Source organism: Streptomyces puniciscabiei, assembly GCF_006715785.1.
GTDB lineage: Bacteria > Actinomycetota > Actinomycetes > Streptomycetales > Streptomycetaceae > Streptomyces > Streptomyces puniciscabiei.
The window spans coordinates 1,218,036-1,230,625 of the sequence record NZ_VFNX01000001.1 but is presented as its reverse complement, the minus strand read 5'-3'; the positions used below and the strand labels follow the sequence as shown (position 1 = coordinate 1,230,625).

The window sequence follows — 12,590 nt, the reverse complement described above, 5'->3', positions numbered from 1 at the left end:
CGGAGACCGCCACGGCACACCTGGACGTACATCAAAACGTGACAACAGTGCCCGTGAGAAACCAGGCAAGTTGGACGAGTCAGTCCATCCGGCGTGCCACGCCCAGCAGTCCCGTCTCGGCGTCGGTCGCCCGGGTCACGACGTACTGCCGGTCCCGCTCGGTGCACCAGAGGGTCACGCCGTCCGGAAGCGTGGGCAGTGTCTCGAGTTCGGGGCGCGGAAGCCCCATCACCCGCCCGATCTCCACCGCTTCGTCCGGCGACACCCGCTGCACGCCCACCAGACGCGCCTGACGCATCAACCGCGGCGCGACCGGGCTGAGATACGGCAGCAGCGTCAGCACGGACTGCCAGGGCGCCGACACCACGCGTCCGCGCGGCGGCCGCATGCCGCAGTCCCGCACCACCAACACGGGCGTACCGGCGGAGGCGCCCTGCGGGGGCACCCGGCCGACGTCGTACACCGCGAGGCCGTTCTGCCCGCCGCCCATGGCGTGCACCATGGGCATCCAGGCCTGCGCGCGCCCCGTCTCGACCGCCACGCGTGCTCCCGTCGCCGCCGCCCGCAGCGCCATGACCTGCGCGGTCCACAGGCCGCCGATGAGCACGATGTCGTACGGCGTGGGGCGGTTCACGCCGAGCACGGCGGGCTGGCCCTCGGCGTTGACGCCGACCACCACGCCGTCGTCGCCGATGGGCAGGGACAGCGCGTCGGCCTGCTCCACCGGGAGGGTGTGCCGCGGATGGCGCGGGCCGAGGAGGCCGAAGCCGGTGCGGAGCCGTTCGCCGACGCCCGGCGCCGGTGAGGGCGTGCGCGACGGCGTGGGGGAAGTCGACAGGGCCATCAGCGGGCACCTCCAAGCGGCAGGGTGGCCAGAACGCCGGGCAGTTGTTCCCGGTCCAGGCGGGCGAGGCCGGTCCGCGACTCCCGTGCCGCCTGCTCCAGATTGCGCCGTGCGTCGGTCAGTTCCTGGTTGCTGCGGCCGGTGATGCGCACATGGCCGGTGATGGCCACGTCCTGCTGCGCGCCCTTCGCCAGGGTCAGGCTGAAGGTCGTCGCCAGGGCGGGCACCTCCGTCAGCCGCGCCACCAACTGCGCCAGCGAGCCGCCGGATCCGCCCAGTTGGGGCCAGCGGCGCACCCAGTAGGTGGTGTGGCGGCGGTTGTCGCAGCGCCAGCTGCGGCTGGACTCCTCGGTGCGGCGCTGCGGCGCCTCGCCGCGCCCGGCCTGGGCCGTCACCATGGGGTTGGCGCACGCGGACGTCGCGATGGCGGCCGTCAGTTCCTCCTCGGTGAGCAGGCTCGCCCGGAACCCGGCGCCGGTCAGCCGGCTCGACAGATGCTCGGCCGCGCGGGTCAGGCACTTCTGCGCGCCCGTCATTCCGCCGCCGCGCGCGGCCACCGCCTCCGGGCACAGCTCGGGATCCAGCTTCAGCGCGATCCATGTGATACGCACCGCCGGGGAGCCGGTCTGGGCCTGCAGCGGCGCGTAGTTGCTGACCACGACCGACTGCTGGGGCAGGTGCAGCGCGGGTGCGGGCTGGGTGTGCACGACGATCTGCGCCGACTCCAGCCGGATCCCGTCGACTTCGAGGGCGTCCCGCACCAGGCCCACCGGCAGCGGTCTGCGGCCGCGCTCCGCGCGCAACGCGTCGGCGTCCGATTCCACCTGCAGCACCGCGGTCAGGAAGCCGCCGTCACCGACCATGCCGATCGGCCGCTGGTCGCGGTCGTCGCCGCGGCTGTAGCTGTAGGTGCGCAGGGTCGGGTCGCACTCCACGGCCGGTGCGAGCCCGGCGTCGGTTCCCGGCGGCAGCGGTGTGCTCGCCGCACGCCGGTTGCGGGCCCGCAGCGCCAGCAGGGTGCTGAGCCATTCCGGCAGGGACCGCCCACGGCGTCGTACGACCGCGAGCACCACGAACAGGACGGCGACCGGGGCGACGGCGATCAGCGCGACCATGCCCACGAGCCAGCCGCACAGCGCGAGGGCGGCCGCGATCTCCAGCAGCACCAGCCGCTGCAGCCCGAACGAACCGCCACGGCCCGAGCGGGACTCCAGGTGCGGCGCGAACGCGCCCTGATACGCGGCCGGTGCCTGCTGGGTGGAGGGCCGAGAGGAAGACGAGCCGCGGTCAACCGACCGGCGCGCGCGACGAGGACGTGATCCCGATTGCGATCGCGACCGGGTCCGCGTTGCGGAAGCCATCACTCCAAAACCCCCGAACTCACCCGGAAACCCTTTGAGCTCCGGTCCCTTCAAGCCGTGAGCACCCTACCCGTGCCACAAGCACCTCCACGCAACAGGCATAGTAGGGGGCGGGTCTGACAGTCGAGTCACCAGAGGCAACCGAGGGCGGGGGACGGATCTTCACAGGTCCCCCACGGCTCCGCAACGGGGAGAGAGCGGACAGAGATGGCATCACGGCGGGACGAACTCAGCGCCTACACCTTCGCGAAGCGCCGCACGCTCGCAGCATTCCTTCAGCCTTCGCCCTCCGGCTCGGAGGAGGGTGCCCCCAAGCCGCTGAGCGCGCTGGTGCCCGGCCTCGTCGTCGGCGCCGTGGTGCTCGCGGTGTTCGGCGCGATCGGGATGTTCAGTCCGACGGCGCCCAAGGGGTGGGACGACCCGGAGAAACACGTCATCGTCGCCAGCGAGTCGACCACGCGGTACGTCGTCCTGAAGACGGGTAACCAGGTCCAGCTGCACCCGGTCCTCAACATGGCCTCCGCCAAGCTGCTGCTGAGCCCGGAGAACGACAGCGTCATCACCGTCGACGAGAAGGTCCTGGACAGCGGCAAGCCCCCGCACGGCGTGACCATCGGCATCCCCTACGCCCCCGACCGCCTGCCCTCCTCGGACGAGGCCTCGGCCGCCAAGCACTGGGCGGTCTGCGAGCGCCCCGGCGCCGGCGGCCGGGCCATCCAGAAGGCGGCCTTCGTCCTCGCGAAGAAGGAATGGTCCAAGACGGAGGGACCCGACCGGCTCACCCACGGCGACCTGATGTACGTGGTCGGCCCGGACGGCAAGACGCAGTACGTCGTCGACGCACAGGGCACGGCGTACCAGATCGCCAACCCGAACGACAAGGAACTGCTCAAGGCCCTCGACACCCAGGGCCGCGCCCCGCAGCGGGTCTCCCAGGAGTGGCTCGCCACCCTGCACAAGGGCAACGCCGTCTCGATCCCCACCGTTCCGGGCACGCCCGGCGCGAAGGCCGGCGCAGGGCTGCCGGCGCAGTACGACAAGGTCGGCGAGGTCATCAAGGCGTACGACGGTCAGACGCTCCAGTACTACGTCGTGCTGCAGGGCAAGGTGGCCCGCATCTCCGAGTTCACCGCCACGCTCCTGCTCAACAGTGGACAGCTCGTGAAGGTCGGCCAGGCCGGTGAGGCCCAGCAGGTGAGCCCCGGCGCGGTCGCCGACAGCACCACGTTCGAGGGCGACAAGAACTGGCCGGCGTACAAGCCGAGGACGGTGAACGACGGCTCCAGCGCCACCAGCGGCCGCAACACGGTCTGCAACGTGCTGCGCTCGGTCGGAGCCAAGGGCAGCACCACCCTGTCGACGTGGGTGGGCACGGACTTCCCGGCCCAGCTGCCCACCGGCTCCTCCAGCGGGTACGTCACCCCGGGCTCCGGCCAGCTCTACCGCCAGTTCCAGGGCACGGAGACCTCGGTCGGCGGTGTCTTCCTGGTGACGGACACCGGCCTGCGCTACGCCCTCCAGTCCAACAGCGACAGCGACAGCAACAACGAGGGCATCGGCACCTCTGCCCAGAAGCGCAAGGAGGAGCTGCAGGAGGCGAGGATCGCCCAGACCCATCTCGGCTACGAGAAGGTGACCCCCACCCCGGTCCCGATGGAGTGGTCGACGTTCCTGCCGACGGGTCCGCGCCTGTCGGAGGCGGCGGCGCGGCAGCCGCAGGGCTCGTAAGCGGCGGGCGGAGGAGAACGGAAGCATGCTGATGGCGAAGGCAAGGACGCCGGGGAGCGCGGCACGAGCGGCGGCCCTGGCCGCCGCGACGGTCCTCACCGCGACCACGACGGTGATCGCCCTCCCCGCCGGCCCCGCCCTGGCGGACGACGGTCAGTGCACGTTCCCGTCGAAGCCGTACACGGGCCGCCCGTGGGCGCTGCAGCGCGTCAACCTGGACGAGTTGTGGGCGCTGTCGAAGGGCAAGGGCGTCCAGGTGGCCGTGATCGACACCGGGGTCGACGTCAAGAACGCGCAGCTCACCAAGGCCGTGGACGCGTCGAAGGGCGAGAATCTGCTGCCCTCGAAGAACGGCAAGGGCGAGAAGATCGACCGTGGCAACAACTCGGGCACCACGGACACGGTCGGCCACGGCACGCGCGTGGCGGGCATCATCGCGGCCCGCCCGATGAAGGGAACGGGCTTCGTCGGCCTGGCCCCGGAGGCGACGATCATCCCGATCAAGCAGAACGACGCCGATGGCGACGGCACGGCGGACACCCTGGCCCAGGCGATTCGCGATGCGGTCGCCAAGGGCGCGGACGTCATCAACATCTCCCAGGACACGGCCAACGCCGTCACGGGCGGCCCGAGGCTGCAGGCGGCCGTCGACTACGCCCTGCGCAACCAGGTCGTGGTCGTGGCCTCGGCCGGCAACGACGGCCTCGGCGGCAACGTGAAGTTGACCTACCCGGCGTCGTACCAAGGCGTCCTGGCCGTGGCGGCGTCCGACCGCAACAACGAACGGGCGCCGTTTTCACAGTCGCAGGACACCGTGGGCGTCGCCGCACCCGGTGTCGACATGATCTCCACAGTTCCCGGCGGCGGCCACTGCTCGGACAACGGCACAAGCTTCTCGGCCCCCTATGTGGCGGGCGTGGCGGCCCTGTTGAAGGCCAAGTACCCCAAGTGGACGGCCCAGGAGGTCGTCGCCCAGATCGAGCAGACCGCGGAGCGCTCGATCCCGGGGCACGACCGCCTGGTGGGCTGGGGCGTGGTGGACCCGGTGAAGGCGCTGTCGGACGTGGATCCGGAACACCCCGTGCAGTCACCGCAACCCGAGGGCGGCGTCTCCAAGGCGGAAGCCCCCTCGGTCACGCCGCTGCACTTCGGCGAGACCGCGGAGCAACGGGACAGCCGCATGGCGACCTACGTGGTCGTGGGCGGCCTGGTCCTGGTGGCGGGCCTGAGCGGTACGGCCGTGGCGGTACGGGACGCGCGGCGCAGGCGCGCCCGGCTGGGGGCCGGGCGATGAACGCCCTGTGGACAAACTGAACGTGCTGGGCCTGATCCTGTACGCCGTGCTGCTGGCCATGGCCTGCGTGAAGGCGGACCGGGTGCGGGCCTGGCGCGCGTATCAGTCCATCGGCCCCGGAGCTGCCCGACGGCGCCTTCGTCTTCGCGCGGACCCTCTTCGTGAGCCTCGGCCGGCTATGGCCTCTACACCCCCGTACAGGGCTTCGGCGTCTCGGACCGCATGTCGTGGGACGACGGCGAGCTGACCAGCGCGGTGCATCAGGCCACGGACGACCTGGACGGCTACCGGTTCACGGTCGACGACTCCGGCACGCCGCTGTACGTCACCGACTACGCCTCGCTGCTCGAGGACAAGGTGGTCGAGGACGGCGGCGGCGACGCCCCGCAGGACGGAGTGACGGTCACCCCGTCCGACGCCGACACGGCCGACGACGCGCACCTCACCGTCACGGCGGACGGCACGGACGCGTCGTTCTGCACCCGCATCGAGCGCAGCCGCGCCAAGAAGGACGACTACTCCCCGCCGGGACTCAACGGCGGGGAGAGCTCACTGACGTACCGGGGATACCGGATCGCGGTGACGACACAGAAGGGCGAGTGCTGACCCGGGGCGGTGGTGGGCAGGCCGGCTGACCTCACAGCTTGCCGAAGACCACTGCGCGCCAGGTCCAGCCGGACTTCAGGACGGTGTCGCGCAGCGGCTCGCGCAGCTCGGCGCTGTCGAAGCGGAAGGTCTCGGTCACTTGCAGCCGACCGTTCTCCCCCCGCCCGATGGTCCCAGAGCGGCTGATGGTCCGGCTCGGCCCGCGCGTGTAAGAGGACGTCACCTCGAGCCTCGTCGGATGTCCGACCCGCTTGACCTCCCACTGCTCCTCAAGAGCGCGCACCTCGTGCTCCTTGCGGTCCAGCCGCATCCGGATCCGCACGGCGTGACTGATCTGGGACTGCACGAAGACCTGCTGCCAGGCGGGCTCCGTCAACCGCCACTCCGCCAGCAGGTCGCACCCCTCACCCCCGCCGTAGCGGACGACGTACGGAACATCGGGCTGATTGAGCCCGAGCAGGGCTGCCCGCAACTCCTCACCCGAGACCGGCGAAACTCCCTCCGGCGGGTGCTGGGTGCCCGTGAGCCTGTCGAAGAGTCCCATGGGGTCAACCCTACGAAGAACGCTGCGGTCAGTTCGGGGCCGGGGAGGCCTTGTCGTCGGCCTTGATGTCGAAGTTGATCTGGGAGCCCTGAACGGAAGTGACGGTGACCGTCACCCCCAGGGTGCTGCCGTCGTCCGCGGTCAGCTTGCAACGGGTGCTGCTGCCCACCTTCCCGGTGAGGTCCTCGGGGCAGGTGATGTGCGGCTTGGGCCGGCCCGTCTGCGCGGCGAGCCGCTCGGAAACCGTGGTGGCCAGCTTGCCGGCGGACACCTTCGGCTCGGACTTCCCCACGCTCACCGAACCCGAGCAGCCGACGAGCAGTGTGCCGGCGGCCACGGCCGTGAGGCTCCAAGCTGCTGCGGACATACGGGCCTTGGACATGGTGGACTCCACTTCCGTAGATCAAGAAAAGGATGCGCCCGAAGCATATCGACAGAACGAAATCGGTGGATCAGAGAACTCCATAAAACCTTCACTCCGCCTGCCGATTACGGTCACTGATAGGGGTGTTGGCCCAGAATTGCGCGTACGTATTTCGGGTGAAGGCGGGCTGAGTCCGCTCCCTGAACGAGTGAGGCTCCGGTGCTAGACTTCGCGCGCCGATCAAAGAGCACTCAAAGAACGTACGTGCGGCTGGAGTTGATAAAGTGGAGGCAGTCGATGGCTGGTCCTGATCTGGGCACGGACTCGGAGAACCTCAAGAAAGGCGCCAAGGATATCGTCGAGGCCTTGCGTCCCACCGAGGGCTTCGATCTCGAAGGGGCGGCAGGGCAGAGCTCTTCTTTCGGGCACTCTTCGGCGGCCTCGTCGTTCGTGGAGTTCTGTGCCACCTGGCAGGCGGGCGCGCAGATTCTCAGCGGGAGCACGGCCGGAAAGGCGGCGGGGCTCGTCTCGGCGAACGGTACTTTCACGGACACGGACGGAAGGGTTCGCGACGCGGCGAACTCCGTCAAGACTAACTAGGGCAAATAGGGCAAGAGCGGGGGAAGCAGTGGCAGCGGCACTCGGGTCGACGAAGGACCCCAAGGAGCTCATTCCCGGTGATGTACACGCGCTGACCGAGCTCGCCGACACGCTGAAGCACTGGTCGGACAAGTTCGACAAGGTGGGGTCCAACCTGCGGGACGTAAAGATCCCCGACTGGAGCGGACAGGCCAGCGCCGCGTTCTGGAAGAGCCTGAACGGCGAGAAGGGCAACTGGTACATCGCCTCGGACCACATGTCCGATGCGTCGACCGCGATCAAGTCGTACATTCACGTGCTGCACTGGGCCCAAGGGCAGGCCGCCGACGCGATAGACAAGTGGGACGCCGGGAACCACGCGGGAGCACAGCACGTTCTCAACGCCGCGCGCACCCAGCTGGAGCACGAGGCCACGACACTCTCGACCAAGCTGAAGAACCTCTCCGGCGGCGCCAAGGACAGCCCCAGCTGGCTGACCCAGGCCGCCAAGCTCGCCAAGGACCTCGGGCTCGGGCAGACCACCGTCAAGGAAGACGAGCTCTGGCAGTACGGCAACAACCCCGCCGACAAGAACAAGAGGACATGGGGACACCAGAACCCCAACGCCACTGATGAAGACCCGGACGGCGAGAAGAAGAAGCTCAGCTGGTCCGTGAAGATCGCGGAAGTCAGCGGCGGAGCCAGTGTCTGGTCCGCCGACGCCAAGGGCGAGACGACGGTGGGCGGTGTCAAGCTGTCCGGGAGCACCGGTGTCTCGGTGCTCGGCGTGGACGGTGGTCTGTCCGCCGGTATCACGGACGGAAACGCGGAGCTTAAGGCGACGGGCAGTGCGTACCTCGCGAAGGCTGAGGCCGCGGGCAGCGCACAGTACGGGCACATCGGCGTTCAGGCGCAGGGCAGCGCCATCGTCGGTGCCAATGCCGAGGCGAAGGCCACGATCGGCAAGGATGGGCTGCACGGGGGCGCGGAGGGGTTCATCGGCGCCAAGGCCGAGGGGTCGGCATCCGCGTCCGTGGGCGGTGTCGGCGCCGGTGTCACCGGGGAGGCCTGGGCCGGAGCCGGAGCCTCGGCCAGCATCGACGTCGGCAAGGGCGACGACGGCAAGTACCACATCGGTGGCGAGCTGGGCGCCGGCCTGGGTATCGGCGGCAAGGTCGGTTTCCAGGTCACGGTCGACCCGGGCGAGGTCGTCGACACGGTCAGCGATGCGGGCGACGCGATCGGCGACGCCGCCAGTTCAGCCTGGGACCACTCGCTCGGCCAGTTGTTCTAGGCTGGACCAAGGCTCACGAAGGAAGTGGATTCACGATGACGGCCACGTTGCCGGTCAAGATCTCGTTCTCGTTGCCGGACGGCTGGCGGTCGGCGCCACCGGACGAGGTGGGAGCGCCCGGAGTCGCCTTCGTCGCGCTTCATCCTGCCTCCATCGACGGGTTCACGGCGAACATCACCATCGCCGGGCGGATGCGCAACGACAGCGCTACCATGCGGCAGATCGCCGACGAGTCGGTGCAGCGGCTCTCGGAGGCAGGGACGGTCGAGGTCACCAAGCAGGAAGAGGTGGGCACGCCTGACATTCCCGGTCTGACCGATGCCCCGGGTGTCGTGCAGAACCTGCGCTTGTCCACCTCCCTGCACGGTGAGCCGCTCGAGCTGGTTCAAAGTCAGGTGTACCTCGGTATGGAGGACGTCGACCGCCCGTCCCAGCGTGCGGTGATCGAGCTCGTGCTGACGGCGAAGCCGACGCAGTTGGAGGCGGTGCTGGACGACTTCAAGGAGTTCGTCCGCTCGGTGCGGGCGGACGAAGGCTCCTGAGAGGCGTCGAGGGCCTCAGGCCGGCGACCAGACACCTGCCGGGATCCGGTCGAGGACGTCACACAGGTAGCCGAGCCGCTCGTCGAGGTCGGCAGGGCTGAGCCGGCCGCGCCGCCAGGTGAGCAGTTCGTCGTTGTGCAGTCGGACCGGGGCGTCCTTGGTGGCTCGCGGGTCGGTGACGAGGAAGGGCGCCACCCCACTCGTCAGCGCGTCACGGGCGAACGACTCGTCGTCCGTGAACACCCTGAACGCCTCGTCGAACCCGGGCACACCAAGCTGCACAAGGCGTCCGTGCTGGGTCACCCCGTCGAGTGCCTGCGGCCGGCGCACGACCAGCTCCGGCCCGGCTGCCGGGGCGGTGACTGCGAACACCGTCCAGAAGGCCGGCTGAGTGCGGCCGGGGCCGTCGTTGATGTTGAGAGTGCCGGTCGTGTACTCGAAGCAGCAGAAGCGGCGGCCCCGGAATTCGCCGGTGATGTAGTGGGAGGCCCGCAGGTTGTGGCCCCGGTTGGGCAGCGGTGCCATCCCGCAGAGCCGGTCGATCGTCCCGTACGTGGTCTGCTGGTAGCTCCAGCCGCGCTCCTGCGCGAGCCGGATCGCCGCGGTTCTCTCCTGCATACCGCGGGCCCGGCTCCTCTGAGCGCGCACCATCATGGAGATGACGAAGGCGAACAACCCGCCGACGACCAGGATCATGAGCACGGGCATCAGTATGGTCATGGCACGCGATTATGTCCGATGTTCAGGACGGCAAGAGACCGGGCCGACGCCTCGCCCACTGGGTGGGGAGCGATGGTCGAACGGTTGTAGAAGTTCGATGAAGATCGCAAACGATGCGGCGTCGCAGGCGTCGGTCATGGCCACGATGGAATGTCGCCTCACCTGGCGATGTGATCAAGGCCGGGCGAAGCCACTGGGCGCACCGGCAAACCGGGCAAAGTGTGATGTCGGGTCAGGTTCGTAACTGAGTTAACACACAGCCCGGTTGGACCCGTTGCGCGGGGTGACTACAGTGGTAAACGCGTTGTCAGGCGCGGCTCGCTTTGTGATCGTACGGCGAGCGGTTGGTCGGTCCGGCTCCTGTCGGGACCGATGGATGTACGGGGAAACGGGGAGGAGCGTCGTGCTTCCGGCAGACATGGTGGGGGGCGTGTCGGCGACCAGGGCGGCGAACCTGGAAGCCAGCGGTGAGGCGCTGGATGCGTTCGTGAAGCGAGTGGACAACGTCCTGAAGACGCTTGAGGGGTCCGCCGGCAACCCGGCGAAGGTCGAGGCTCAGAAGATCAGGCAGACGTCCTTGACCTCGGGCGGGGCCGACATCTTTCCCGAGGCGCACGGCCTGTACTACCAGTACACGCGAGTCCACGGCGAACTGACGAAGCTGTCCAGGAATCTGCATCTGCAGATCGAGGCGATCGGTATCGCGGTGCAGGGTGCGCGCGTTGGCTTCGACAACCTCGAAGAGGAGCAGCGTCAGCGGTTCTGGGCGATCCAGCAGCACATCCAGGGCACGCAGGACACCAATGACGGCAAGCAGCGCACCGGCACCGGCACACAGATGAAGGCGTGACGATGACCGACAAGCATGATGCCGATCTGCAGCGAGTCGGCGATCAGAACAAAGCCACTGACTGGGTTCGGGGCTACGAGAGCAGCCCGCACAGCGGGATGCTTTTCGGTTGGGTTGACACAGCGATCAGGGCCACGCCTGTCGGGGCAGGGGTCGCCGCTCGGACAGACTTCGGCCACCTCGACCTTCCTCTCAACAAGATGATCGACCTGGTTGAGCAGACCGACCCTGAGGACCTCGAGTCCTCCGGCAAGGCGTTGTGGGACGCGCGCGACGCCATCAAGGCGGCAGCAGATGAGCTCGACGGTCACATCCAGAAGGTCCATTGGGTCGGAAAGTCGGGTGACTCGTTCCGTGAATGGGGTGGCAAGCTCGTCACACATACTCACTATTTGAGTGAGTTCGCCGGAGCTGCGGGTGACCAGATCACGGCCGCTGCCGTCGGTCTTGCCGCCGTCCGTGGCGCCATGCCGCCTCGTGACACGGAGGCGAACCGGACTCGGCCCGACAAGTTCACGGCGGCCGAGAAGGCGGCGGACAAAGAGGGGTACGCCACTGCCGTAAAAGTGGAGAAGGACCGCCAAGAGGCGATCAACCAGATGAACCGGTTGGCGTCGTACTACGCGGTGTCCGAAGAGGTGCTGTCGCTCCTGCCTGAGAAGGACAAGACTCCGGCGTTCACGTCGATGCCCGACGTGGGTGTTCCGCAGCCCTCGAAGAGGTATGGCGTTGACCAGCCGGTCTCGGCTGTGGGGTCAGGCGCTCACGGAGGCACCGGACCGGTATCCGGTGGCGGTCATCACGCGACGGCGATGGTTCCGAACAGTGATGCTCCCAGGCACGTCACCAGTGACGGCCCGACACCTGCCCAGCACATAACCGACCGGATCCCGTCGCATCCCGACCAGCCTGTGGGCACACACATCGACCACACCGGCACGTTGCCTCCGCCCACGACCAGCACCCCTGGGCCCAGCCATACTCCGCCGGTCACGAGCACTCCTCCCACCACTGGTGGTCAGCCCGATGTGTTCGGCGGCGGTGGATACCGGCTTCCGATGCCCAATGCCACCTCGGGCCGCGGTCTGAGCGGCGCCGGCGGGTTCCGTACGCCGCCGTCCGCCCAGGGGCGAACGGGAACGTCCCGTTTGACCAACCCGGGCTCCGGGCGTGCCACCGCGAGAGGGCCCATGGACGAGATGGGCCGTGCAGCGTCGGCGGGCCAGTCCACTGCCAAGGGCACCGCTTCCGGAGCGAGGTCGTCATCGCCGATGGGCCGAGGGGTCACAGGCGGTACGCCACGGCCCGGAGGTGCCGAGGCAGCACGCACGAGCAGCGGGCCGGCCACCGGCGCCGGACGGTCCAACGGAGTCGTCGGGGGGCGCCCCTCCGCCACGAATCCCACGTCGAAGAACGGGTCTCGGCTTCCACGAGGCACGGTCATCGGGGGGGAGGAGGAGGCCAACTCCCGGTCCACGACCGGTCGGCTCGGCCAGCGTGGTGTCTTCGGACCGCCCGAGTCCACGGCGCGACCCGGTGCGAGAGCGACCGGCTCCCGACTTGGTGCGGGAACATCCGAGCCCGTCACCGGCAGTCCCACCTCGCGCAACTCCGCGGCAGGCGCTGAGCGCAACGGCATGACCCGTGGTGGTGCCGGTCTCACTCGCGGCGCCGGCCACAACGGAAAGCCCGGCGACGCACGGAAGACGGAGGGATCGCCGCGGCCCGACTACCTCGTCGAGGACGAAGAGACACACCTGCCCGACAAGCCCCGGCGTGATGTGCCGCCGGTGGTCAACTGAGCGCGAGCGAGGACAGAAAAGACGATGAAGTCAGGGATCAGCCGACGAGCCGAGCAGGCCAC

At 68.9% G+C, this 12,590-nt stretch carries 13 protein-coding genes; 8 read left to right on the top strand and 5 right to left on the bottom strand.

The genetic code is table 11. From position 1 onward, the window contains the following. Positions 1-79: 79 nt before the first annotated feature. Both FB563_RS05450 and eccE read right to left on the bottom strand, forming a co-directional pair. Positions 80-844, bottom strand: coding sequence for a hypothetical protein (locus tag FB563_RS05450; RefSeq protein ID WP_055706814.1), 765 nt, complete (start codon positions 842-844; stop codon positions 80-82). Continuing rightward, positions 844-2,205, bottom strand: a complete 1,362-nt coding sequence (gene eccE, locus FB563_RS05445; protein WP_079048821.1) for a type VII secretion protein EccE — start codon at positions 2,203-2,205, stop codon at positions 844-846. The genes FB563_RS05450 and eccE overlap by 1 nt, the downstream gene beginning before the upstream one ends. 207 nt (positions 2,206-2,412) lie before the next feature. Between eccE and eccB the strand changes: the two genes are divergently transcribed. From eccB to FB563_RS05430, 3 genes are all read left to right on the top strand, one after another. Then, positions 2,413-3,933 carry a type VII secretion protein EccB gene (eccB, locus tag FB563_RS05440; RefSeq protein ID WP_055706812.1) on the top strand — a complete coding sequence of 507 codons (1,521 nt, stop codon included), beginning with the start codon at positions 2,413-2,415 and terminating at the stop codon, positions 3,931-3,933. 25 nt (positions 3,934-3,958) lie between these two features. Beyond that, positions 3,959-5,227, top strand: a complete 1,269-nt coding sequence (gene mycP, locus FB563_RS05435; RefSeq protein WP_055706811.1) for a type VII secretion-associated serine protease mycosin — start codon at positions 3,959-3,961, stop codon at positions 5,225-5,227. Between the two features lie 222 nt (positions 5,228-5,449). Then, positions 5,450-5,833 (top strand): hypothetical protein, encoded by a 384-nt coding sequence (locus FB563_RS05430; protein ID WP_055706810.1) that lies wholly within the window; start codon positions 5,450-5,452, stop codon positions 5,831-5,833. A gap of 31 nt (positions 5,834-5,864) precedes the next feature. Here the strand turns inward: FB563_RS05430 and FB563_RS05425 are convergent, their stop codons facing one another. Both FB563_RS05425 and FB563_RS05420 read right to left on the bottom strand, forming a co-directional pair. Next, complete coding sequence (locus FB563_RS05425) at positions 5,865-6,377, bottom strand: hypothetical protein (protein WP_055706809.1); 513 nt, start codon at positions 6,375-6,377, stop codon at positions 5,865-5,867. Positions 6,378-6,405: 28 nt separating this feature from the next. Continuing rightward, positions 6,406-6,759, bottom strand: a complete 354-nt coding sequence (locus FB563_RS05420) for a DUF4333 domain-containing protein (RefSeq protein WP_055706818.1) — start codon at positions 6,757-6,759, stop codon at positions 6,406-6,408. A 246-nt stretch (positions 6,760-7,005) separates the two neighbouring features. Here FB563_RS05420 and FB563_RS05415 point away from each other — a divergent pair, with 246 nt between their 5' ends. The 3 genes from FB563_RS05415 to FB563_RS05405 are packed head-to-tail and all read left to right on the top strand — an operon-like array spanning position 7,006 to position 9,156. Next, positions 7,006-7,341, top strand: a complete 336-nt coding sequence (locus tag FB563_RS05415; RefSeq protein ID WP_055706808.1) for a hypothetical protein — start codon at positions 7,006-7,008, stop codon at positions 7,339-7,341. Between the two features lie 28 nt (positions 7,342-7,369). After that, positions 7,370-8,614, top strand: coding sequence for a putative T7SS-secreted protein (locus FB563_RS05410; protein ID WP_055706807.1), 1,245 nt, complete (start codon positions 7,370-7,372; stop codon positions 8,612-8,614). 35 nt (positions 8,615-8,649) lie between these two features. Next, on the top strand, positions 8,650-9,156 hold the full coding sequence (locus FB563_RS05405; RefSeq protein ID WP_199832847.1) for a hypothetical protein: 507 nt from the start codon (positions 8,650-8,652) through the stop codon (positions 9,154-9,156). A 15-nt stretch (positions 9,157-9,171) separates the two neighbouring features. On the opposite strand, the gene FB563_RS05400 is transcribed toward FB563_RS05405, so the two are convergent. After that, a complete protein-coding gene (locus tag FB563_RS05400; RefSeq protein WP_055706806.1) occupies positions 9,172-9,876 on the bottom strand; it encodes a hypothetical protein in 705 nt (234 codons plus the stop codon). Positions 9,877-10,279: 403 nt separating this feature from the next. Here FB563_RS05400 and FB563_RS05395 point away from each other — a divergent pair, with 403 nt between their 5' ends. Together FB563_RS05395 and FB563_RS05390 are read left to right on the top strand one after the other, a co-directional pair. Beyond that, positions 10,280-10,726, top strand: a complete 447-nt coding sequence (locus tag FB563_RS05395) for a hypothetical protein (RefSeq protein WP_055706805.1) — start codon at positions 10,280-10,282, stop codon at positions 10,724-10,726. 2 nt (positions 10,727-10,728) lie between these two features. After that, a complete protein-coding gene (locus FB563_RS05390; protein ID WP_055706804.1) occupies positions 10,729-12,528 on the top strand; it encodes a WXG100 family type VII secretion target in 1,800 nt (599 codons plus the stop codon). Positions 12,529-12,590 lie beyond the last annotated feature (62 nt).